Annotated in this window: 24 protein-coding genes and 1 pseudogene; 12 read left to right on the top strand and 13 right to left on the bottom strand. The window is 74.3% G+C overall.

Translation table 11 applies throughout. The annotated features are described in order from the left end of the window. A pseudogene (locus tag ACY34I_RS29910) lies at window positions 1–255 on the top strand (hypothetical protein); the annotation flags it as partial. Between the two features lie 81 nt (window positions 256–336). On the opposite strand, the gene ACY34I_RS29915 reads toward ACY34I_RS29910, so the two are convergent. Together ACY34I_RS29915 and ACY34I_RS29920 are read right to left on the bottom strand one after the other, a co-directional pair. After that, complete coding sequence (locus ACY34I_RS29915) at window positions 337–1173, bottom strand: undecaprenyl-diphosphate phosphatase (protein ID WP_148803741.1); 837 nt, start codon at window positions 1171–1173, stop codon at window positions 337–339. Next, a complete protein-coding gene (locus ACY34I_RS29920; protein WP_462758402.1) occupies window positions 1170–2222 on the bottom strand; it encodes an LLM class F420-dependent oxidoreductase in 1053 nt (350 codons plus the stop codon). Before ACY34I_RS29920 ends, ACY34I_RS29915 begins: the two co-directional genes overlap by 4 nt. 169 nt (window positions 2223–2391) lie before the next feature. Here ACY34I_RS29920 and ACY34I_RS29925 point away from each other — a divergent pair, with 169 nt between their 5' ends. After that, a complete protein-coding gene (locus tag ACY34I_RS29925; protein ID WP_148803745.1) occupies window positions 2392–3363 on the top strand; it encodes an aldo/keto reductase in 972 nt (323 codons plus the stop codon). Window positions 3364–3444: 81 nt separating this feature from the next. Continuing rightward, window positions 3445–3636 (top strand): DUF5703 family protein, encoded by a 192-nt coding sequence (locus ACY34I_RS29930; RefSeq protein ID WP_073838148.1) that lies wholly within the window; start codon window positions 3445–3447, stop codon window positions 3634–3636. 73 nt (window positions 3637–3709) lie between these two features. Here ACY34I_RS29930 and ACY34I_RS29935 read toward each other — a convergent pair whose 3' ends face one another. Together ACY34I_RS29935 and ACY34I_RS29940 are read right to left on the bottom strand one after the other, a co-directional pair. After that, window positions 3710–4363 (bottom strand): hypothetical protein, encoded by a 654-nt coding sequence (locus ACY34I_RS29935; protein ID WP_462758404.1) that lies wholly within the window; start codon window positions 4361–4363, stop codon window positions 3710–3712. Window positions 4364–4423: 60 nt separating this feature from the next. Further along, a complete protein-coding gene (locus ACY34I_RS29940) occupies window positions 4424–5752 on the bottom strand; it encodes a M20/M25/M40 family metallo-hydrolase (RefSeq protein ID WP_462758405.1) in 1329 nt (442 codons plus the stop codon). A 157-nt stretch (window positions 5753–5909) separates the two neighbouring features. On the opposite strand from ACY34I_RS29940, the gene ACY34I_RS29945 reads away from it, so the two are divergent. The 3 genes from ACY34I_RS29945 (at window position 5910) to ACY34I_RS29955 (ending at window position 7854) form a co-directional block, all read left to right on the top strand. Continuing rightward, entirely contained in the window at window positions 5910–6545 is a 636-nt protein-coding gene (locus ACY34I_RS29945; RefSeq protein WP_462758406.1) for a hemerythrin domain-containing protein, read from the top strand. Between the two features lie 63 nt (window positions 6546–6608). Continuing rightward, complete coding sequence (locus ACY34I_RS29950) at window positions 6609–7595, top strand: LysR family transcriptional regulator (RefSeq protein ID WP_462758408.1); 987 nt, start codon at window positions 6609–6611, stop codon at window positions 7593–7595. 19 nt (window positions 7596–7614) lie between these two features. Further along, on the top strand, window positions 7615–7854 hold the full coding sequence (locus ACY34I_RS29955) for a hypothetical protein (protein ID WP_462758410.1): 240 nt from the start codon (window positions 7615–7617) through the stop codon (window positions 7852–7854). A gap of 54 nt (window positions 7855–7908) precedes the next feature. Here the strand turns inward: ACY34I_RS29955 and ACY34I_RS29960 are convergent, their stop codons facing one another. Genes ACY34I_RS29960 through ACY34I_RS29970 form a run of 3 tightly spaced genes read right to left on the bottom strand, consistent with a single transcriptional unit; the run spans window position 7909 to window position 10990 of the window. Then, window positions 7909–8259 (bottom strand): DUF3140 domain-containing protein, encoded by a 351-nt coding sequence (locus tag ACY34I_RS29960; RefSeq protein ID WP_148803757.1) that lies wholly within the window; start codon window positions 8257–8259, stop codon window positions 7909–7911. Further along, the gene (locus tag ACY34I_RS29965; RefSeq protein ID WP_462758411.1) at window positions 8259–8426 is read right to left on the bottom strand and encodes a hypothetical protein; all 168 of its coding nucleotides are present in this window, start codon (window positions 8424–8426) and stop codon (window positions 8259–8261) included. The genes ACY34I_RS29960 and ACY34I_RS29965 overlap by 1 nt, the downstream gene beginning before the upstream one ends. Window positions 8427–8443: 17 nt before the next feature. Continuing rightward, a complete protein-coding gene (locus tag ACY34I_RS29970) occupies window positions 8444–10990 on the bottom strand; it encodes an ATP-dependent Clp protease ATP-binding subunit (protein ID WP_148803759.1) in 2547 nt (848 codons plus the stop codon). A 141-nt stretch (window positions 10991–11131) separates the two neighbouring features. Here ACY34I_RS29970 and ACY34I_RS29975 point away from each other — a divergent pair, with 141 nt between their 5' ends. The 5 genes from ACY34I_RS29975 (at window position 11132) to ACY34I_RS29995 (ending at window position 16212) form a co-directional block, all read left to right on the top strand. Beyond that, a complete protein-coding gene (locus ACY34I_RS29975) occupies window positions 11132–11536 on the top strand; it encodes a hypothetical protein (RefSeq protein WP_462758412.1) in 405 nt (134 codons plus the stop codon). A 201-nt stretch (window positions 11537–11737) separates the two neighbouring features. Then, the gene (locus ACY34I_RS29980) at window positions 11738–11998 is read left to right on the top strand and encodes a hypothetical protein (protein ID WP_030504016.1); all 261 of its coding nucleotides are present in this window, start codon (window positions 11738–11740) and stop codon (window positions 11996–11998) included. An 8-nt stretch (window positions 11999–12006) separates the two neighbouring features. Then, on the top strand, window positions 12007–12882 hold the full coding sequence (locus tag ACY34I_RS29985) for a hypothetical protein (RefSeq protein WP_462758413.1): 876 nt from the start codon (window positions 12007–12009) through the stop codon (window positions 12880–12882). After that, complete coding sequence (locus tag ACY34I_RS29990) at window positions 12875–15547, top strand: FtsK/SpoIIIE domain-containing protein (protein WP_462758414.1); 2673 nt, start codon at window positions 12875–12877, stop codon at window positions 15545–15547. Before ACY34I_RS29985 ends, ACY34I_RS29990 begins: the two co-directional genes overlap by 8 nt. After that, complete coding sequence (locus ACY34I_RS29995) at window positions 15544–16212, top strand: hypothetical protein (RefSeq protein WP_462758415.1); 669 nt, start codon at window positions 15544–15546, stop codon at window positions 16210–16212. The genes ACY34I_RS29990 and ACY34I_RS29995 overlap by 4 nt, the downstream gene beginning before the upstream one ends. Window positions 16213–16403: 191 nt before the next feature. Here the strand turns inward: ACY34I_RS29995 and ACY34I_RS30000 are convergent, their stop codons facing one another. After that, window positions 16404–17729, bottom strand: a complete 1326-nt coding sequence (locus ACY34I_RS30000; protein ID WP_462758416.1) for a cupin domain-containing protein — start codon at window positions 17727–17729, stop codon at window positions 16404–16406. Between the two features lie 9 nt (window positions 17730–17738). Continuing rightward, the gene (locus ACY34I_RS30005; protein WP_148803771.1) at window positions 17739–18026 is read right to left on the bottom strand and encodes a hypothetical protein; all 288 of its coding nucleotides are present in this window, start codon (window positions 18024–18026) and stop codon (window positions 17739–17741) included. A gap of 251 nt (window positions 18027–18277) precedes the next feature. On the opposite strand from ACY34I_RS30005, the gene ACY34I_RS30010 reads away from it, so the two are divergent. Then, entirely contained in the window at window positions 18278–19042 is a 765-nt protein-coding gene (locus ACY34I_RS30010; protein WP_462758417.1) for a DUF72 domain-containing protein, read from the top strand. 53 nt (window positions 19043–19095) lie between these two features. Here ACY34I_RS30010 and ACY34I_RS30015 read toward each other — a convergent pair whose 3' ends face one another. The 4 genes from ACY34I_RS30015 to ACY34I_RS30030 all read right to left on the bottom strand — a co-directional run bounded on the left by ACY34I_RS30015 (window position 19096) and on the right by ACY34I_RS30030 (window position 22022). Continuing rightward, window positions 19096–19524, bottom strand: a complete 429-nt coding sequence (locus tag ACY34I_RS30015; RefSeq protein ID WP_462758418.1) for a DUF2267 domain-containing protein — start codon at window positions 19522–19524, stop codon at window positions 19096–19098. A gap of 300 nt (window positions 19525–19824) precedes the next feature. Continuing rightward, window positions 19825–20697 (bottom strand): DUF72 domain-containing protein, encoded by an 873-nt coding sequence (locus ACY34I_RS30020; RefSeq protein ID WP_462758419.1) that lies wholly within the window; start codon window positions 20695–20697, stop codon window positions 19825–19827. 48 nt (window positions 20698–20745) lie between these two features. After that, on the bottom strand, window positions 20746–21144 hold the full coding sequence (locus ACY34I_RS30025) for a TraR/DksA family transcriptional regulator (protein WP_148804938.1): 399 nt from the start codon (window positions 21142–21144) through the stop codon (window positions 20746–20748). A 248-nt stretch (window positions 21145–21392) separates the two neighbouring features. Next, window positions 21393–22022 (bottom strand): nucleoside/nucleotide kinase family protein, encoded by a 630-nt coding sequence (locus ACY34I_RS30030; protein WP_148804939.1) that lies wholly within the window; start codon window positions 22020–22022, stop codon window positions 21393–21395. Window positions 22023–22028 lie beyond the last annotated feature (6 nt).

Here is a 22028-nt window from a genome sequence, read left to right on the forward strand (position 1 = left end):
GGCGACGCCAACGACCACGACTCGCTGGGCCTGTTCCAGCAGCGCCCGAGCTCGGGTTGGGGTACCCCGGAGCAGATCACCGATCCGGAGTACTCGACCACCGCGTTCCTGAAGGGCCTCAAGCAGGTCGACGGGTGGCAGGACATGCCCCTGACCCAGGCGGCGCAGACGGTGCAGGTGTCGGCGTACCCGGACGCCTACGCCCAGTGGGAGCAGCAGGCCGCCGATCTGGTCGCCCAGTACTGGAACAGCTGACAACCGGATCAAAGCAACAGACGCTGCTGGCCGGCACCCCGAACCCGGGTGCCGGCCAGCAGCGTCTCCGTCTGGCGCCGATCAGGTCGCGCTGATCGTCCCGGTGAGGAGCAGGCACAGGACGAGGGTGCCGAGCGCCACCCGGTACAGCACGAAGAGGTACAGGGTGTGATGGGCGACGTAGCGCAGCAGCCAGGCGATGGCCGCATAGCCGATGGCGAAGGCGATCACCGTGGCGACCACCATCTGGGCCACGCTGGGTGCCGCAGTGCCCGGCTCGGCGGGCTCGAAGACGTCGCCCAGGCTGAACACGCCGGACAGCACCACGGCCGGAATGGCCAGCAGGAACGAGTACCGGGCCGCCGTCTCCCGGGTGAGGTTCAGCAGCAGGCCGAAGGTGAGCGTGCCACCGGACCGGGACACGCCGGGGATGAGCGCCATCGCCTGGGCGAAGCCCATGACGACGCCGTCGCGCATCCGGAAGTTCTCCAGCGTGCGGGTCTGCCGTCCCCAGTACTCGGCGAAGGCCAGCACCAGCGCGAAGAAGATCAGCGTGAAGGAGATCAGGTACAGGTTCCGGGCCGTGTCGCGGATCGCGTCCTTGAACAACAGCCCGAACACGCCGATCGGGATGGTGCCGATGATGACGTACCAGCCCATCCGGTAGTCGAGGCTGGACCGGACCGAGGGGTCCCACAGGCCGACGAACCAGGTACGGACGATCCGCCAGATGTCCTTGAAGAAGTAGATGAGCACCGCCGCCTCGGTGCCCAGCTGGGTCACCGCGGTGAACGACGCGCCGGCGTCCCGGCCGAAGAAGATCGCGGAGGTGATCCGCAGGTGCCCGGAGGACGAGACGGGCAGGAATTCCGTGAGCCCCTGGACGATGCCCAGGACGATGGCCTCGACCCAGGTCACTCGCCGACTCCGGACAGTTCCAGGGCCTCGGCGACGGTCCGCAGGGTCTGCACACCGCTCTCCCGGTCGGCCACGAAGAGGGTCACCGACAGGGTGGTGACGCCCGCGTCCGCGTACTCCTGCATCCGCTCGGCGATGCGCTCCTTCGGACCGAGCAGCGAGGTGCGGTCGATGAACTCGGTCGGCACCGCGGCGGCGGCGTCGCGCTGCCGCTTGGCGAGGTAGAGGTCCTGCACCTCTCGGGCGGCGTCGCCGTAGCCCATCCGAATGGCGAGCTGGTTGTAGAAGTTCTGCTGCCGGCTGCCCATGCCGCCCACGTAGAGGGCGGCGTACCAGCGGACCAGCTCGGCGCAGGAGGCGACGTCCTCGCCGACCACCACGGGGACGCTGGGCACCACGTCGAAGCCGGCCAGTTCCTGGCCGATCCGGGCCCGGCCGGCCCGGACGGCGGCGAGCTGCTCCTCGGCGAACTCGGGTGCGTAGAAGACGGCGAGCCAGCCGTCGGCGATCTCGCCGGCCAGTTCCAGGTTCTTCGGGCCGACGGCGGCCAGGTAGATCGGGATGTGCTCGCGGGGCGGGTGGAAGCCCAACCGGAGTGCCTTGCCCGGGCCGTCCGGCAGCGGCAGTGTGTAGTGCTCGCCGTCGTACGCGACCTCCTTGCGGGCGATCGCCAGCTTCACGATGTCGACGTACTCCCGGGTGCGGGCCAGGGGCTTGGCGAAGCGGACGCCGTGCCAGCCCTCGGAGACCTGCGGGCCGGAGACGCCCAGGCCGAGCCGGAACCGGCCGCCGGAGAGGGTGTCGATGGTGGCGGCGGTCATCGCGGTCATCGCCGGGGTGCGGGCGGGGATCTGCATCACCGCGCTGCCCACGTCGATCCGCTCGGTCTGGCCGGCGATCCATGCCAGCATGCTCGGCGAGTCGGAGCCGTAGGCCTCCGCCGCCCACACCACCGAGTAGCCGAGCCGGTCTGCCTCCTGGGCCAGGGCCAGATGATCGGCCGGCGTGCTCCACGCCGTCTGGTATCCGAGGCTGAGCCCGAGTCGCACTGGTCCTCCCACCGTCCGCACCACAGGTCGCATCAGGTTACGCAATACGGGTGGCCGAGCCGATCACCGGCTCACCCCGAACGCGTCACAACCCGGGCCGGACGGTGGAGCAGGAACTTGACTCCGGGCGAGGATATCCGTGACGCGACGTTCGAAATAAGGTTCACCCATGCAACAGCGACCGCTCGGCCGAAGCGGGCTGGCGGTTTCGCGGCTCGCGCTCGGCACCATGACCTGGGGACGGGACACCGACGCCGACGACGCGGCCGCCCAGTTGAAGAGCTACCTCGACGCGGGCGGCAACCTCGTCGACACCGCCGACGTCTACGCCGACGGCGACGCCGAGTCGGTGATCGGCTCGCTGCTGGGCGGCCTGGTGCCCCGCGACGAGCTGCTCATCGCCACCAAGGCGGGGCTGCGGCCGGGCAGCGGCCGGCGCCGGGACAACTCCCGGGGGCACCTGCTGCGGACGCTGGAGGCGTCGCTGCGCCGGCTCGGCACCGACCACGTCGATCTCTGGCAGGTGCACGGGTACGACCCGGACACCCCGCTGGAGGAGACCCTGGCCGCGCTGGACCACGCGGTGTCCAGCGGCAAGGCCCGGTACGTCGGGGTGTCGAACTTCTCCGGCTGGCAGACCGCCCGGGCCGCCGCCTGGCAGGCCGCCTGGCCGGGGCGTGCCCCGGTGGTCGCCGCGCAGGTGGAGTACTCGCTGCTGGAGCGGGGCGTGGAGCGCGAGGTGCTGCCCGCCTGCGCGGCGTTGGGGCTGGGCGTGCTGCCCTGGTCGCCGCTGGGCCGCGGGGTGCTCACCGGCAAGTACCGGCACGGCCGCCCGGCCGATTCCCGGGCCGCGTCGCCGCACTTCGAGCGTTTCGTCGCCACCTACCTGGAGCCGCGCTGCTCCAGCATCGTGGAGGCGGTCGCCACCGCGGCCAGCGGGCTGGGCGTCTCGCCGCTGGAGGTGGCGCTGGCCTGGATCCGGGACCGCCCGGGGGTGACCGCGCCGATCCTCGGCGCCCGCACCGTGGGGCAACTCCTCGGCGCTTTGCAGGTGGAGCGGATGACCCTGCCGGAGGAGATCGTCACCGCGCTCGACGACGTCTCGGCGGTGCCGGTGGGCTATCCGGAACGGGACGGCTGAGGACCTACCTGCCCGCCGGCCAGCGACGCCGGTCACTCAGGGGGTTGGCGATGGGCCACCGGGCTGGGCAGCATAGAGGCCATGGACTACGAATACGCGCCGCTGCGGTTGCCCGCGAATGTCGACCGGTTGACCGCCGCGGCGCAGCTGGCGATCCAGGCGGAGTTCTCCGGATGGGAGTTGGCCCGGGTGCGGCTGTACCGGGACGGGACGCGGCAGGTGATGCTGCGCCGCCGCCGGGTCAACCAGCCGCAGCCGGGCCTGTCGTACTGAGGGCGGCCGGACCGGGACGACGCGGTACGCCCCGGGGCCCGCACCGGATGGTCGGGCCCCGGGGCGGCGCGGCTCAGTGCGCGTGGTCGTGTTCCTCGTCGAGCTCCAGGAACGGGTGTTCGTCGAGCCGGCCCACGAGACGGTCGTCGGCCGTGGGCTGGAACGGGCCGACCGCGTCGTCGTCGTCGAACGACTCCAGGTCGACGGGGTTGCTGACCTCGCTGACCATGACCAGGCCGTCGAGCGGCTCCAGCTCGGGGACGTCCAGCGCGCTGAGCGAGCCGTCCCCGCTCTGCAGCAGCTCCAGCACGGCCTCGCCGACCCCCTCGACCGGGGCCGGCTCGTCCTCCTCGGGGGTGCCCTCCCGGCGGGCCGCCTCGGCCGCCCGGATCAGGGCGGACACGCTCGGCACCCGGTAGTCCCGGCGCTGCCGCACCGAGATGACCCGCGGGTGCGGATCGGTGGCCTCCACCCCCTCGACGCCGCCGAAGCGCTCGTCGGCCTCGTTCGGGTCGATCGACTCCACGTCCCACGGGGTCACCTCGCCGAACGCGTCGAGCAGCTGCTCGTCGTAGGCGAACGAGGCGTTGTTCAGAGCGACGTACGCCTGCCAGACGTTGTCGTCGTCGATCCGGCCCTGGGCGGCACGGACGGCGGCCAGGTGGGCCCGCGCCGCGTCGATCACCCGCTCCAGGGCGGCGTCCAGCTCACCGTGCTGGTCGGTCATGTGAGGCAGTCCCTTCGGGATGGGGGAGATTCCGCGCCGACGGTGACGTGACGGACACGGTTAGCAACTGCGGAGGAACCGGTCGAGAACCCGCACGCCGAACTGTAGTCCGTCCACCGGAACCCGCTCGTCGATGCCATGGAACAGGCCGGAGAAGTTGAGGTCGGCGGGCAGCCGCAGCGGCGCGAAGCCGAAGCAGCGGATGCCGAGCTGCGAGAACGCCTTGGCGTCGGTCCCGCCGGAGAGCATGTACGGCACCGGGCGGGCGCCCGGGTCCTCGGCGCGCAGCGCGGCGGACATGGCGTCGACCAGGTCGCCGTCGAACGTGGTCTCCAGCGCCGGCTGGCGCTGGATGTACTCGATGGCGATGTCCGGGCCGATCAGCTCGCGCAGCTGCCGCTCCAGCAGCTCCGACTGCCCGGGCAGGCTGCGGCAGTCGATGGTGGCGGTGGCCCGGCCGGGAATGACGTTGTCCTTGTAGCCGGCGGCCAGCCGGGTCGGGTTGGCGGTGTTGCGGATGGTCGCGCCGATGAGGTTGGCGATCGGGCCCAGTTTGGCGATCGCGGTCTCCGGGTCCTCCGGGTCGATCTCGATGCCGAGCACGTCGGAGACCTCTTCGAGGAACGCCCGCACGGTGTCGGTGACCACCACCGGGAAGCGGTGCCGGCCGACCCGGGCGACCGCCTCGGCGAGCGCGGTGACCGCATTGTCGTCGTGCACCATCGAACCGTGGCCAGGCCGTCCCTTGACATGCAGGCGCAGCCAGTCGATGCCCTTCTCGGCGGTCTCGATGAGGTAGAGCCGCCGCTGCTCGTCGACGGAGTAGGAGAAGCCGCCGACCTCGCCGATGGCCTCGGTGCAGCCGGCGAAGAGGTCCCGGTGCCGCTGGGCGAGGAAGTGCGCGCCGTAGTCGCTGCCGGCCTCCTCGTCGGCGGTGAAGGCGAGCACGATGTCCCGCGACGGGCGCACCCCGGCGCGCTGCCAGCCGCGGACCACGGCGAGCACCATCGCGTCGAAGTCCTTCATGTCGATCGCGCCGCGACCCCACAGGTAGCCGTCGCGGAGTTCGCCGGAGAACGGGTGCACCGACCACTCGTCGGGGTCGGCGGGCACCACGTCGAGGTGGCCGTGCACCAGCAGCGCGTCCCGGCCCGGGTCGGTGCCGGGGATCCGGGCGACCAGGTTGGCCCGGCCCGGCGCGGACTCGTGGATCTCCGCGTCGACGCCGACCTCGACGAGCTTCTCGGCGACGTACTCCGCGGCGCGGCGCTCCCCGGCGCTGGTGTCGTTGTCCCCGGTGTTGGTGGTGTCGATGCGCAGCAGGTCGCGGCAGAGGTCCACGACCTCGTCGGTGGGGTCGGGTCGGGCGGAGGCGGCGTCGCTCGTCATCGCTTCTTCATACCAGCCGGCCCCGAGGCGTCCACCCCCGCCCGCGCACGGTTTCGCGGATGTCGCGGACGGGTACCGCCGCTGGCGTCTCCGCAACGCTCACCCGGGCCGGCGACCCCCGCCGGTCCCCCGCCGGCCACCAGCCGAGGAGGGCACCATGACCGTCCCCCTGCCGCCGCTGCCGCCCGCCGCCGACGACGTGTACCGGCCGGGCGGCCGGAGCGTGGCCGACCTGGTGACGCGGGAGCACGGCGCGCTGCTCGGCCTGGCCGGGCAGGTCACCGACCCGGACCTGCCCGCCGAGCGCCGGCGGGAGGTGCTCGACGTGCTCACCGCCGCGGTGTCCCGGCACCTGTCCGCCGAGGAGCAGTACCTCTTCCCCGCCGCCCGGGCCGCCGTGCCGGACAGCGCCGAACTGGTGGACCGGGAGATCGAGGCGGACGCCGCGCTGCTCACCGCCCTGCGGGACCTGTCCGGGCCGGACGATCCGGCGCTGGCCGAGGTGGCCGACCGGGTCCGCCGGCACGTCGACCGGGTCGCCGCGCTGGTGGCGCCGCTGCGCGAGGTGGCCACCGACGCCGAGCTGATCCGGCTGGGCAACCGGTGGGAGATCGCCGAGGAGGCGGCGCCGACCCGGCCGCACCCGGGCACCCCGGCCAGTCCACCCTGGAACAAGGTCGTCGAGCCGGCGGTGGGGGTGCTGGACAAGGTCCGCGACGCGGTGACCGGCCGGCGTACCCAGCTGTCCGATCTGGAGCGGCCGGCGAGCGGTGAGCCGGGGGCGGCCGACTGATCGGCGCACATCGATGGCGGACGAACCCTTCCGCATACCCGTTCGTGGTCCTACCGTCACCGTATGAATCTGGAGCTGCGACATCTGCGGGTGGTCTGCGCGATCGCGGAGACGGGAAGCGTCACCAAGGCCGCCTCGATGCTCGGCCTGGCCCAGCCGGCGCTGACCGCCCAGCTCCAGCGCATCGAGCGGGCCCTCGGCGGTCCGCTGTTCGACCGGGACCGCCGCGGCGCCCGCCCCACCGCGCTGGGCGAGCTGGTGCTCGACCGGGCCCGGGTGCTGCTGCCCGCCATGAAGGGCCTGCAGGACGAGGCGGCCCGGTTGGCCGGGGCGGCCGACCCGCCGAGCCGGTACCGGTTCGGCGGCGTGAACAGCCCGATCCTCGGCCGGCTGGTGCACCGGCTCACCGCCGAGCAGCCCGACGTGCGGATCACCACGTACGCGTCCTGGTCGGTGGACGAGCTGGCCCAACTGGTGACCGGCGGCCGGCTCGACTTCGCGCTGACCGGGGTGTGCGGGGACGCCGCCCCGTCGGCGGAGTTCGGGCTGAGCTGGCGGGAGGTCGCCGTCGACCCGATCTTCGTGCTGCTGCCGCAGACCCATCCGCTGGCCGGCCGGGACGAGGTGCGCCTGGTCGACCTGCGGCGCGAGCAGTGGGTGGCGGCCCCGGGGGAGGGCTGCTTCGGTGACTGCTTCGCCGCCGCCTGCGCCCGGGCCGGCTTCACCCCCCGCAAGGTGTACGAGACGGACGTGCGCGGCTGCATGGACCTGGTTGACGCCGGCGCGGCGGTGGGCCTGTGCCAGGCCACCTTCCGGCCGGTCGCCGGCCTGGTGACCCGCCGGCTGGCCGGCACGCCGCTGCGCTGGCGGCTGCTGCTGGGCTGGCACCCGGACGCGCCGGCCGCCCGGGTCGCCGAGACGGTGCTCGAGACGGCGGTGGCGGCGTACACCGACGCGCTGGCGCCGCACCCGGACTATCTGGCCTGGCTGCTGGGTCATCCCGAATTCGGCGCGCAGGTGGCGGTCGCCGACGGGGTGCGAACCGCCTGAGCGCGGGTATCACGGCGACATGACTGATCTGTACCCCGCCGCCGACCAGCGGGAGCTGCTGCGCCAGGCCGCCGCCGCGCACACCGCCGCCTCCGCCGACCTGGAGGCGTTCCTGCGCCGGTTGCCGGAGGTGCCCGACGCGGCGGACATCACCGAGTACGCCAACCTGCTCAGCCGGGAGGAACGGGCCCGCACCGACCGGCAGGCCGCCGCCGACGCCGCCGGCCTGGAGCTGCCCAGCATGGAATCGTCCGAGTAACAACAGGTACGCGGACGGCACCCGGGCTGGCCCGGGTGCCGTCGGCTGGTCCGGTCAGCGTTCGACCAGGACGTCGTGCCCGAGGTCGAGCAGCGAGTACCGCCACTCGTTGTCGCTGTTGCCCCCGCTCGGCCGGGCGTCGATGAGGGACTGGATGCGGTCGATCGCCTCCTGCATCACCTCGATGTCCTCCCGGGTGAGGTCCACCTTGCGCTTGCTCAGCACCCGCAGGATGTGCCGGCCCGGCTCGGGCAGGTCCATGTTCGGGGCGGGGCCGAACGACTCCTCGCCCGAACCGCGGGTCAGCAGCCACTGGCGCAACTGCTCGGAGGGGACGTTCACCAGGGCGTGGAAGTCGTCCCAGATCACGTCGACCTCGGGATCCACGCGAGTCTCGCGTACCATCACGCCTCCTCTTCCGGCGGCGGCCCGGACGGTGTCCGGTCGCCCTCCTCGGTCTGCTTCTTCACGCCCTCCGGCGGCACCTTCACCCGGGACGGGTTCGCCGTCGGTGGGCTCACGATCGGTTCGCGCCGCTCGGTTTCCTCCCGGCTCTCCTCCGGTTCGGTCATCTCGTCCCGCTTCCGCTTCACCGCGGGTGCGACGTGCTGGCGGCGGCGTAGTCGCGGTCCCCGCTGCCCACGTCGACGGACAGCTGACCGTCGCGGGCGTCGACCACGACCTTCTGGCCCGGCGAGACCTGGTGTTCCAGCAGCATCCGGGAGAGCCGGTTGTCGACCTCCCGCTGGATCACCCGGCGCAGCGGACGGGCGCCGAACTCCGGCTGGTAGCCGTGCTCGGCCAGCCAGTCGATGCCGGCCGTGGTGAACTCGACCCGGATGTCCTGGGCGTGCAGCCGGCGCTTGGTCTCCTCCAGCATCAGCTCGGTGATCTGCCGCAGCTGCTCGGCCTCCAGCCGCTGGAAGATGATCACCTCGTCGATCCGGTTGAGGAACTCGGGGCGGAAGTTCTCCTGCAGCCGGCGCATCAGCCGCTCCCGCAGTTCGCTGGCCTCCTGCTCCCGGCCGGGCTCGCCGACGCCGAAGCCCACCGTGCGCTGGGTGCCGGTGATCATCTCCGAGCCCAGGTTGCTGGTCATGATCAGAACGGTGTTCTTGAAGTTGACCGTGCGTCCCTGGCTGTCGGTGAGCCGGCCGTCGTCGAGCACCTGGAGCAGGATGTTGAACACATCCGGGTGCGCCTTCTCGATCTCGTCGAGCAGCACCACCGCGTACGGGCGGCGGCGCACCGCTTCGGTGAGCTGCCCGGCCTCCTCGTAGCCGACGTAGCCGGGCGGGGCGCCGACCAGCCGGCTGACCGTGTGCCGCTCCTGGAACTCGCTCATGTCCACCCGGACCATCCGGTCCGCCTCGCCGAAGAGCGCCTCGGCCAGGGCCCGGGCCAGTTCCGTTTTGCCGACGCCGGTGGGGCCGAGGAAGAGGAAGCTGCCCATCGGCCGGTCCGGGTCCGCCAGCCCGGTACGCGAGCGGCGCACCGCCTCGGCCACCGCGCTGACCGCGTCGTCCTGGCCGACGACCTTCTCGTGCAGGTACCCCTCCAGCCGCAGCAGCCGGTCACGCTCCTCCTCGGTGAGCTGGTTCACCGGGATGCCGGTGGCCCGGGAGACCACCTCGGCGATCTCCGTCGGCCCGACCGTCGGCACGTTCGGGCTCTCGCCCTCCCCGCGCGCACGGCGGACCTGGTCCTCCAGTTCGGACACCCGGTCGCGCAGCTCCGAGGCGCGCTCGTACTGCTCGCTGGCGACCGCCTGCTCCTTGTTGCGGCGCATCTCGTCGAGCTGCCGCTCCAGGTCGCGCACGTCCTCGGCCGGGGTGCGGGTACGCAATCGGACCCGCGCGCCGGCCTGGTCGATCAGGTCGATCGCCTTGTCCGGCAGGTAGCGGTCGGTGATGTAGCGGTCGGAGAGCTCGGCGGCGGCGACGAGGGCCTCGTCGGTGAAGCGGACCTGGTGGTGCGCCTCGTAGCGGTCCCGCAGGCCGCGCAGGATGGTGATCGTGTCCTCGACGCTCGGCTCGGGCACGAAGACCGGCTGGAACCGGCGGGCCAGCGCGGCGTCCTTCTCGATGCTGCGCCGGAACTCGTCCAGCGTGGTCGCGCCGATCACCCGCAGCTCGCCGCGGGCCAGGGCGGGCTTGAGCATGTTGGAGGCGTCCATGCCGCCCTCGCTGCCGGCGCCGCCCGCGCCGACCAGGGTGTGGATCTCGTCCAGGAAGATGATCAACTCGTCCTTGTGCGCCCGGATCTCGTCGATCACCTTCTTCAGCCGTTCCTCGAAGTCGCCCCGGTAGCGGGTGCCGGCCACCAGGCCGGCCAGGTCGAGCTGGATGACCCGCTTGCCGATCAGGGTCTGCGGCACGTCGCCGTCGCAGATCCGCTCGGCCAGCCCCTCCACGATCGCGGTCTTGCCGACGCCCGCCTCGCCGATCAGCACCGGGTTGTTCTTGGTCCGCCGGGACAGGATCTCCACGGCCTGCTCGATCTCGTCCGCCCGGCCGATGACCGGGTCGATCTGGTCGTTGCGGGCCAGTTCGGTCAGGTCCTGCCCGTACTGGTCGAGGGTGGGGGTGCCACGGTCGGGACGGGGGGCGCCGCCGCGTTCCGCGCTGGCCGCCTGGAGCGACTCCGGCTGAATCCGGCCCGCGGCGAGCATCCGGCCGGCCGGCGACTCCGGATTCAGCGGCAGGGCCATCAGGATGTGTTCGGGGCCGATGTAGTTGGCGCCCATCGCCCGGGAGAGCTGGTGGGCGTCGAGCAGCGCCCGCTTGGCCGCCGGGGTGAGCGACAGGTTCGGCGGCACCTCGCCGCGGGGCGCCCCGTCACCGCGCCCGCCGAGGGCGTTGACCAGGGCGTCCGGGTCGGCGCCGGCCCGGCGTACCAGGTCGCGCAGCGGCTCCCGCTGCAGCCCCGCCCAGAGCAGATGGTCGGTGTCCAGGTCGTTGCTGTGCTTCTGCGCCGCGCGCCGGGCCGCGTCGGCCAGCATCTCCCGCGCGTCGGCGGTCATCAGCCGGGTGATGTCGACCCGGTGCGCCGGTCGGCGTCCCCCCTCGCCGCGGCCGAAGTACCGGGCCAGGAACTCGTCCCACGGGTCGGAGCCGAAGTCACCGGGTCCCATCATCTCTGTCCTCCGCTGTTCGGACGGGCACGGCCGCCGGGCGACTGGCGCGGCACGGTCGGCGGTGGCTACCCGGCGGTCGGCGCGACAAACGCAAGCGGGTCGGGAGTGGGGCGGCAGCCGGGTCGATGGCAGGGTGGGGGCATGGAGGACAGGCCGCTGCTGATCGTCGACGGCGCGAACGTGGTGGGCTCGCGGCCGGACGGCTGGTGGCGGGACCGGGCCGGGGCGGCGGCGCGGCTGCGCGACGCGCTCGCGCCGCTGGCCGACCGGGGTGTGCCGCCCGAGCTGCCGCCGCCGGTGGACGTGGTGCTGGTGGTGGAGGGCGCGGCCCGGGACGTGCCGGCCACGCCGGGGGTGGTCGTGGTCGCCGCGCCCGGCTCCGGCGACGACACCATGGTCGAGCTGGTCGCCGCGGCGCCGGACCGGCGCCGGGTGGTGGTCACCGCCGACCGGGAGCTGCGGGCCCGGGTGGGCGCGCTGGGCGCCGAGGTGCACGGGCCACGCTGGCTCCCCCAGGACGTCCAGCGCCGCGGGCCGGCGCGGTGACCGGGGTACGCCCCGGCGGGGTGACCCGTGGACGGGACCAGCCGGTTCGCCGGTGGGACCGGCGCCGCCCGGCCGAAACGGTCTCCGCGCACGTCAGGGGACTGATCGGACAGGCGGGCAGGAACACCGCGAGGGCGGATGTTCGTGCACCCGCCGGGATGGGTTGTAATGGAGATCTCCCTTGCCCCCAGGAGGTCCCCCGTGGCGAGCGTCGCCGAGCTGAAGGCAGCCATCGATGTCGCCCTCCAGCAGATAGGTGACGGGCAGACAGCTGTGCAGGCGGCCGGCGAGAAGCTGGCCGAGGCGCAGCAGACCCTGGCCGGCGCGCTGGAGGGCAGCGGGCACGAGACGGTCGAGGCGGCCCAGGCGTCGCTGACCCAGGCCAGCCAGGAGCTGGAGGAGTGCCTCGCCGCCACACTCGTCGCGGTCGAGCAGGCGCAGCTCTACGTCGCCACCCTCTAGGGCCGGCCGTGTCCATCATCGAGGACGTCGGCGCGCAGGTGCGGGCCGCCGCCGAGGAGCTGCCGCTGGCCCAGCTCGCCGCGGCGCTGGAGAAGTTCGGCCAGGCCACCGAGCGGCTGCGCTGGGTGCGGCAGGAGTCGGCGAACCCGATGGGGGTGCCCGAGCTGTCCGCCGCGACCGAGCACGCCGAGACCGCCGGGTACGCGCTGCGGGTGGCCCAGGAGCAGCTGTCCGCGTACCTGGCCGCGATCGGGCTGGCCGCCGACGGCGCGCCCGCCCCGCCGACCGCCGGGCGGCGGCCGCGGCACGACGCGCCGCGGGAGGTGGCCCCGCCGGCGGCGGCCGGCGCACCGGAGCAGGGGGCCGAACCGGCGATGCGGCGCTGGTGGTCGGTGCGGGTGGCGGAGCTGACCGGCGGCCGCGAGGGCGCGCCGGACGAGCCGGACGCGCGGGTCGGCGACTCCCGGGAGCTGCTGCGCCGGGTGGTGACCGGGGTCCGCTCCGGCGACCGGGCCCGGTTGCACGCCGAGCTGCGCCGGGCGCACGCCGACGTCGGGCTGGGGCTGGCCGCGGTCGCCCCGCCGCTGCTGCGCGACCTGGCCGGGGAGCTGCTCGGGCACCCGCCCCGCGCCGACGACCTGGGCCGGCTGCGCCGGGAGGTGGACGGTCGGGTCCGCGACCTGCTGCCGGGGCTGCCGCCGCCGGTGCTGGACACCCTGCTGACCCGGGTCTGCCGGATGCCCCCGCCCCGCCGTTCCGGCGAGCAGGAACAGCCGCACGCCGCGGATCCGGCGGTCACCGCCGGAGTGGTCACCGCAGTGCTGCTCGACCGGCTCGGTCGCGACCTGCCCACCGAGGCCGACGAGCGGAAGACGCATGGCTGACGTCCGGGCCCAGGTGGTGTCGCGGGTCCGGGGGCTGCTCTCCGAAGCCCTCGGGGCGACCCGGAGCCGACTGGCCGACGCCGACGCCGAACTGGCCGCCCGCCGGGACCGGCTGGTCCGGGTGCGGCGCGCCGCGGCGGCCGTACCCGAGCGGGTGGGCGGCGCCCGCGACCGCCGGCTGACCGAGATCGACGCCCGGCACAGCGCCCGGATCGCCGAGCTGGCCCGGCGGGCCGCCGCCGCGGCCGAGCGGGAGGCGCCCGGCGCGGCGTCCGCGCCGTGGGACCGGTGGCACCCGACCCCGGCCGATCGCGCCGAGACCCCCGGCGCGGTACGCGTCGGCACCGTGCGCATCCCCGGCGCGGAGCCGGTGCCGGCGCTGGTGCCGCTGCTCGACGCCGGCCACGTGCAGCTCGCCGGCGGCGACCGGGACGGCATCGCCGCGGTGGTGCCGGCCCTGCTGCTGCGCTCGGTCGGGCGCGCCGACCCGGGCACCGTCCGGCTCGTCGGGTACGACCCGGAGCACCTGGGCGGCGGGCTGGCCGGGTTCGCCCCGCTCGGCACCGCCGGCCTGCTCACCTTCGTCGGCCCCGGCGGGCTGGGCCGGCTGCTGGACGACCTGGTGGAGCAGATCCGCCGGATCAACGAGACCGTGCTGGCCGGCGAGTACGCGTCGCTGCGCGAGCTGGCCGCCGCCACCGGCCGCCGGCCGGAGCCGTGGCGGGTGGCGGTGCTGCTCGGCGGTGACGAGCTGTCCCGGCACGAGCGCGGCCAGCTGGACCGGGTGGTGCGCACCGGGGTGGCCTGCGGGGTGCACCTGGTGGTCCGCGGCATCGAGCTGCCCGACGACCCCACGGTCACCCGGGTCGTGGTGGAGCCGGACGACGCCCGGATCGGCGGGCTGCCGGTGGTGCTCGACGCCCCACCCCCGGCCGGGCTGGTCACCGAGACCTGCCGGGAGACGGCCTCCCGGGTCAACGCCGGGCCACCCCCGGCGCCCTTCACCGACCTGCTGCCCCCGCCCGAGGACTACTGGCGGGAGGACTCGGCGCACGCCCTGACCGCCCCGATCGGCGAGGGCCCGCACGGGCGGCAGGTGCTGCTCACCCTCGGCGACTACCCGCCGCACGCGCTGATCGGCGGCCCCTCCGGCACCGGCAAGACCAACCTGATCTTCGCCTGGATCGGCGCGCTCGCCGCCCGCTACTCCCCCGCCGAGCTGGAGTTCTATCTGCTGGACTTCAAGGAGGGAGTGTCCTTCGCCCGGTTCGCCCAGGGCCGGCGGGACCCGAGCTGGCTGCCGCACATGCGGCTGGTCGGGATCAACGTGAACACCGACCGGGAGTTCGGGCTGGCGCTGCTCCGTTTCCTCGCCGAGGAACTGCGCCGCCGGGCGGACGCGGCGAAGAAACACGAGGTCACCAAGCTGGCCGAGCTGCGCGCGGTGGACCCGACCGGGCACTGGCCACGGATCGTGGCCGTGGTCGACGAGTTCCAGGCGCTGCTGGCCGGCCGCGACGTGGTCGCGCGGGAGGCCGCCGACCTGCTGGAGGACCTGGCCCGGCGGGGCCGGTCGCAGGGCATCCACCTGGTGCTCGCCTCGCAGGACGTGCGCGGCATCGAGGCGCTGTGGGGGCGGCCCGCCCTGGTTGCCCAGTTCACCCTGCGGATCGCGCTGCCGAAGGCGCTGCGCATCCTGGCCGAGCGCAACGACGCGGCCCAGTCGCTGCCCCGGCACCACGCGGTGGTGAACGCCGAGTCGGGGCTGATCGAGGGGAACCAGGTGGCCCGAATCCCGTCGGCCAGCGACTGGGAGACGTGGAGCGAACTCCAGCACCGGCTGTGGCGGATGCGCCCGCAGGACGCCGCCCCGGCCCGGCTCTTCGACGGCGACGCGATCCCGAGGCTGGCCGAGGCGCCGGACTTCCGGGCGCTGGCCGCCCCCGAGCAGGGGGTGCCGCGCAGCCCGGTGGCGCTGCTCGGGGAGATCATCGACGTGCAGGCCCGTTCGGCGGCGCTGCGGCTGCCCCGGGCGCCCGGGCGCAACCTGGCCGTGCTCGGCACCCGGGTGGACGAGGCGTGCGCGGTGCTGGACGCCGCCGCCCGCTCGCTGGCCCGGCAGCACCGACCCGGCACCGCCCGGTTCTCCATCGCCTGCCTCGACCCCGACGCCGACCCGGCCGCCCGCGCCCTCTACGAGGACCTGGCCGACGACGCCGCCTGGTACGACGAGGAGACCGTCCCGGAGCTGATGGCCGAGGTGGGCGACTCGCTCGGTGCCCCGGGCACCCCGCACAGCCCGCACTACCTGCTGCTGTACGCGGTCGACGCGGCCGCCGGGCAGCTCGCCGGCAAGGCGGGCCGACGCACCGGGCTGGAGCAGCTGCGCCGGATCCTGCACGACGGGCCGGAACGGCGTACGCACGTGCTGGCCTGGTGGCGCGGGGTGGCCCGGATGCGGGTCGACCTGGGCGGGCCGGCGGCGCGCACCGACCAGATCGGGGCCTGGGTGGCGCTCGACGTGCAGGGCGCGGAGCTGGGTTCCTCGCTCTACCCGGGCACCGGCGGCCCGGACTGGTACCCGCGCCCGTGGCGTGGGCTCTACTTCGACCGGGCGGTGCACCGCACCGGACAGGTGATCATCCCCTATGGTCCATCGCGATGAACGAACCGGTCGCCAGTGAGACGTACGCCGCCCAGATCCGTCGGCTCGCCGAGCTGACCGCCCGGGTCGCCGCCCAGCGCGCCGAGGCGCACACCTGGTACGCGCAGCAGTGCGCCGCCGCCGACCGGGCGGTGGCCGAGGCCACCGAGCAGGTCCGCCGGGCCGAGGCGGAGGTGGCGGAGGCGCGGGAGCTGGTGGAGCGGGTCGACGCCGAAGCCGCCCACCTGTGGGGGCAGCTGCGCGCCCGGGTGGGCACCGGTGGGCGGCGACTGGGCGAGCTGCCCGGGCCGGCCCGGGACGCGACCGGCGACCCGGTGCCGCTGCTGCACGGGGTGCGTGAGGTGCTGGACCGTACCCGCCAGCCGGGCGAGCTGCCCGGCTCGGCGAACCCGCTGCTGGTGGGCTGCGGGATCGGCGGCGCGCTGGTCGCGTACGCGCTGGGGATGGGTGCGCGGGCGCTGGGCGACGGCTCCAGCGGGGACCTGGCGGTCGGCCTGCCGGTGCTGGCGCTCGTGGTCACGCTGCTCGGGCCGCTGGTGGGGCTGGCCCCGGCCCGGCTGCTGGCCGACCGCCGGCACGCCGTGCTCACCCCCCGCGCGATCACCCTGGTGGCCGCCGCCGGCCTGGTGACCACCGTCCTCCTGCTCGCCCTCGCCCCCCGCTGACCGAGGGCTGGTCGGTTGCTGCACTCCGCTGCACACGCCCGCACCGCCGCCCCCGCGCCCCGGCCCACGGCAGGCGGTTTGGGCCGGGCCTCGCCTCGGCGATCATGAGGTTGGCGGCGGTCGCCACGGCGTGTCGCGCCGCCAACCTCATGATCGACGCGCCCTGGAGCGGCGGCAGCGGGGCGGGGCCGTCAGGCCGGGGTGAGGACGGCTTCCTTGAGGAGGCGGCGGGCCAGGACCAGGCGGTCGGCGTCGTCGTCGAGGCCAGGCAGGTCGCCGACCCGGGTGACCTCGCCGGTGAGCAGGGCGCGCAGCGCCGGCTCGCAGGTGTCGGGCAGGGTGATGGTCCGGTCGAACAGGCGCAGCGTGATCCGGCCGTCCCCGCTCGGGTCGAGCTGCCAGCGCAGGCCGCCCCGGACGGCGACCCGGCTGTCCGGGTCGAGCCCGGCCAGCGCGGCGGCCTGGGCGAGGGGCCGGATCGGCGCCGGTCGGGCGGCCGACCAGGCCCGCTCTCGCAGCCGCGCGGCCACGACGGCCGGGTCGGCCCGCAGCAGCCAGTCGCGCAGCGCCTCCACGGTCTCGGTCAGCTCCGGCTCCAGCGCGTCCGGGTCGGCCACGTCGGTGCCGAAGGGCAGCCCGGCGCGCAGCCGCGGATCCTCGGCGGCGAGTGCCAGCAGCTCCTCGACCAGGGCGTACCGGGTGAGCGCCCGGATGCCCACGGTCAGGTGCAGCGAGCTGCTCTCCTGCGCCTGGGCGCTGTGCAGCCAGCCGCGGGGCAGGTAGAGCGCGTCGCCCGGGGCGAGCACCACGTCCAGGGCGGGCGGCCCGTCGGCGGTGGCGGCGATCTCGTCGGCCCGCCCGCCCCAGGGCTGCCGCTCCAGCGGGTCGGGCAGCACCGGCGGGTGGATCCGCCAGTGCTTGCGGCCGTCGACCTGGAGCACGAAGACGTCGTGCGTGTCGTAGTGGGTGGCGAAGCCCTGGCTGCCGGCCGGGGTCAGGTAGGCGTTGACCTGCACCGGTTGGGCCAGCGCGAGGCCCAACTCGCGGGCGAAGTCGACCAGCGCCGGCCAGGTCCGGTGCAGACCCTGCAGGACCAGGGTCGCGCCGTCGGCGTACAGCTGGAGGACCTTCTCGTCGAGGACCTGGTCGCCGATCTCGGCGCCCGCGCCGCCGCCGCCGGTGTAGCGGGCCGCGGCGACGAGCTCGCCGTCCTTCGCCATGCGCAGGAACGGGGTACGCAGGCCGCGCCGGCTGAGCAGCTCGTCGGCGTCGGCCGGGCTGAACAGGTCGGTGAAACCGCGCGGGTTGGGCAGCTCGACGGCCCGGGACAGCAGCGGGCTGCGCCCCCAGTGGTCGGCGGCGAACTTGGCCGGCTCCACCGTGATGCAGCGGGCGAGTGCCTCGGCGGCGGACGACGGAACCGCCGGGCGGCCGTCGCCGCCCGGCGGCGGTTCCAGGTCGTGGCGCGGCGTCAGACGCGCCGAGCTGGATCTGTCGGACGCGTCGAGGTGCGTCATGGCGACCGGTCAGGCGCTGCCGTCGGCGCCGCCGTCGCGCTGGCCCGGGGTCGCGCCACCGTCGGCCGGACCTTCCGCGCCGCCATCGGCGCCACCGTCCTGCTTGCCCGGGGTAGCCCCGCCGTCGGCCGGACCCTCGGCGCCCCGGTCGGCGCCGCGATCGGCCCCGCGCTCCGCGCCGCGGTCCGCGGCGCCGTCCGCGCCGCCGTCGCGCTGGCCCGGGGTCGCGCCACCGTCGGCCGGACCCTCGGCCCCGCCGCCACCGGTGGTCTGCATGTCGTCGTCGTTGAGTGCCATGGGTGCTCCCTCGGGTGTGCCCCGGTGTCCGTCGGGGTTCGTCGTGGAGCGGGTGGTACCCCACGCGCGATCTTCTCTAACCCCACGGTAGACGGCGGGGCCCGGCGACACGGACGGTTCGCCGGGGCGGGCGTCACCCGGCCCGGGCGCGCGGGCGTGCACGGCGGGCCGGCCCGGTCGGTGCCAGGATGGCGGGAGGACGCCGGAGAGGAGGTGGCCGTGGGGCAGCCCCAGCCGCTGGGGCGGCGGCGATGATCCTGGTCGGCACCTCCGGTTGGCAGTACCGCGACTGGCGGGAACGGTTCTACCCGGCGAAGCTGCCGCAGCGGCTGTGGCTGGAGCACTTCGCCGCCCGGTTCGCCACTGTGGAGGTCAACAACGCCTTCTACCGGCTGCCCGAGCGGGACACCTTCGTCGCCTGGCGGGACCGCACCCCGGACGACTTCTGCGTGGCGGTGAAGATGAGCCGCTACCTGACCCATATAAAGCGGCTGCGGGAGCCGGCCGAGCCGGTGGCCCGCTTCCTCGACCGGGCCACCGGGCTGGGTGACCGGCTCGGGCCGGTGCTGGTGCAGCTCCCGCCGAACCTGCGGGCCGACCCGGACGCGCTGGACACCACGCTGCGCCTCTTCCCGGCCGAGGTGCGGGTGGCGGTGGAGCCACGGCACCCCTCCTGGTGGACCGACGACACCCGGCGGGTGCTGGAGCGCCGCCAGGCCGCGCTGGCCTGGGCGGACCGGCTCAGCCGCCCGGTGACGCCGCTGTGGCGTACCGCCGACTTCGGTTACCTACGGCTGCACGAGGGACGGGCCCGGCCGTGGCCGCGCTACGGCCGGGCCGCCCTCGCCTCCTGGGTACGCCGGTTGACCGCGACGTTCGACGCCGCCGAGCCGGCGTACGTCTACTTCAACAACGACCCCGGCGGCGCGGCGATCGTGGACGCGGTGGCCTTCGCCGACCTGGCCGGGCTCAGCGGCCGAGCGGTGAGCCGCGTGCCGCGGGCGGCCGAGGGCTGAACGCGGACGGCCCGCTCCACCGGTGGTGGGGCGGGCCGGGTCGGGACCGTCGGTCAGGGAAAGATCTGCACCAGGTCCCGGGGCATGTTGTCCTTCACGTCCTCCCACTGGTCCTGGGTGATGTGCCGGCTGAGGGCGTCCAGCACCACCTGGACCACGCGCTCGGTGCCGCCCTCGACGTCGTACGGGAAGTGCTGCCGGACCTCGAACAGGAAGTCGTCCCGGTTCAGCTTCACCGGCACGTCCGTCGGCGTCCAGCCCTCGAAGTAGATCCCGCGGAGCAGCAAGGGCAACTGCGCGGCGAACTCCACGCTCTCCTGCACCGGCATCCGGTCGCGGAGCAGATGCAGCACCGTACGCAGCGCGCAGTAGGACTGGTTGCGTTGCGACTTCGGCCAACCGTAGGCCTGCTCGATGTCCTTGAGGATCAGGTTGGTCTTCTCGATGGAGGACTCAATCGCGGTACTCAGCTGCTCAGCCATCTGCCCACCCCCGTAGGTCGGTTTCCCACCGTCGGTCGTCGGTGCGTCGCGGCGGCCCGCTGGGCCCCCGCCACTGCCGGGTCGGACTGAACCGACCGGGCCGCTCGCCGCGCCGGGGGCCGTCGGACTTCCCGACCACGTGCAGCACCCCGCCACGGCGTCGATCCGATACCACCCGCACCGCCATGGCCCACCTCCTGTCGGCCTCGCGGTCGCGTCGTCGACGGACCGCACACACCGCCCAGACTGTCCGGGGAGAGGGTGAGCCGGCCTCACCCCGACGGGGTGAAACCGCACCGGTCAGTCGACACCGAGCAGGGCCTGCAACCGCTGGCCGTTGCGCTGGGCATAGTCGCGGTAGCAGTTGTTCATGAGCACGTGGGTCTGCTCGGCCTCCCCGGCCAGCTCGCGCAGCCGGGGCGCCCAGTCGCGCAACTCCCGGTCGGAGTAGTCGTAGCCGAACTTCTCGTGGATGTCCTTGCTGGTCCACCGCTCGCTGTGGCCGTGGAAGCGGACCACCGCGAGGTCCGCGGTGGCCGCCAGCACCGGCGGTACGGACGACCGGTGCCCCTGGGGCATGTCGACGCAGACGTACGGGAGCTGGTGCTTGCGCAGAAAGCCGAGGGTCTCCTCCCGGTTGTCGCCGTCGAACCAGGAGGCGTGCCGGAACTCGAAGGCCGCCCGGAGCGGGGCGCACCGCTTCGCCACCTCGAGGAGGTACTGCTTGTTGTCCCGCTTGATGGTGAACCAGGGCGGGAACTGGAACAGCACCACGCCGAGCCGGTCCGCCTCGACCAGCGGGTCGAGCGCGGACAGGAACCGACTCCACACCTCCTCGTACGCCTGCGGCGGCAGGTCGTCCGGATAGAGGTTCTTCTTCTCCGTGTCCGGGCGCAGGTCCTTGTAGAGCGCCCCGACGCGGGTCGGGTGGCCGGTGAGCAGGCTGAACGCCTTGACGTTGAAGGTGAAACCGGGTGGCGTACGGTCCACCCACAGGTGCGCCGTCCGCTCGGCGGGTGGCGAGTAGTAGGTGGCGTCCACCTCGACCAGCGGGAACTGCCGGGCGTAGTACGCCAGCCGCTTCTCCGGGGTGTCCGCGGTCTGCGGGTACCAGCCGGAGTCGAGCAGGGTCCGGTCGGTCCACGAGGCGGTACCCACCTTGAGCTCACCCATGGGGCGAGTCCACCGCGTCCGGGACCGACCGGCAACCCGGGGCGACGCTCAGGCCGCCCGCCGCTCCCGGGTCTGCTTGCAGGACACGCAGGAGGTGGCGGACGGGAAGATCTCCAGCCGCTCCACGGGGATCGGCGCCGAGCAGCCCTCGCAGAAGCCGTAGGTGCCCTCTTCGAGGCGGGTGAGCGCGTGTTCGAACTGGGCTCGCCGGTCCAGGATGCTGCGCAGCAGGGACTGCGCGGTGTCCCGCTCGGCGGTCTTGGTGCCGCTGTCGGCCTGGTCGTCACCGGCGGTGTCGCCGACCTCGACCAGCCGCAGCACCTGGCTCTGCAGCACGGCCTGCTCGTACTCCGCGGTCAGCTCGTCGTACCGCGACCGCAGGGACTGCCGGATCTGGTCGACCTCCGCCTGCGAACGGCCCGTGGCTGTCGTGTCGTGGACGAGCATGGCTGCCTGCCTTTCCTCGGGGCCTCATACCGGTCCGGGGCGACGAGCGCCCCGGACCGGAACGTTGGGGTGCGCGGGCGAGATCACCCGTGCTCTGTGAGCCGGGCGATTACCCACCACCTCGGAGGATCAAACCGGGGATTTCGGTGGCCTTCCACCGCATTCGTGCGCTGTTGCGCCGCCCGGTCCGTCCCCGGCCGTCCCCGAGGCGGCCCGGCCGTCCGGGCTGTCCGACTCGGGTCGCCGGGTCAGCCGGCCTCGACCACGGCCGGGTGGCGCGGGTCGTCGGCGCGGACCACCACGTCGGCGAAGGAGGCCGGGGCGACCTCGTCGGCGTACCGGGCGAAGGCGGGCAGGGTCCAGCGCAGCTCGGGACCGGTCCGCCGGTCCAGCGCGGCCGGGGAGAGCTCCACGTGCACGGTGACGTCGAAGGGCAGCCCGCCGCCGAGCAGCAGTGACCCGCTGACCAGCACCACCCCGCCGGGCGGCAGCTCCACGTACGCCGCCCGGCTGGCCCGGTCGGCGGCGGCGTCCCACAGGGACGGGAGCAGCCGGCCCGAACCGTCGGGACCGGCGGGGTCGAGCACCTCGCGGCGCAGCCCTGCCTCGTCGATCCAGCCCTCGTAGTACGCGTCCGGGTTGGTCCGGCCGTGTTCCAGGCGTACCGAGGCGGGCCGGAGGAAGTCCGCGGCGCGTACGTGCAGCACCGGCCGCCCGGCGGCGCGCAGCGGGTCGACCAGCGCCCCGGCGAGGGCGTCCGGGTCGGCGGCCGGCGGGCCGTCCACGGCCACCCGCAGCCGGCCCGGTACGGCGGTGCCGGTCAGCCGGTCGGTCAGCTCGGTGACGAGGCGCTCTGGCGTGATCGGACGGACCCGCATCCGACC

It is taken from the genome of Micromonospora sp. RTBAU3-60 (assembly GCF_054963695.1).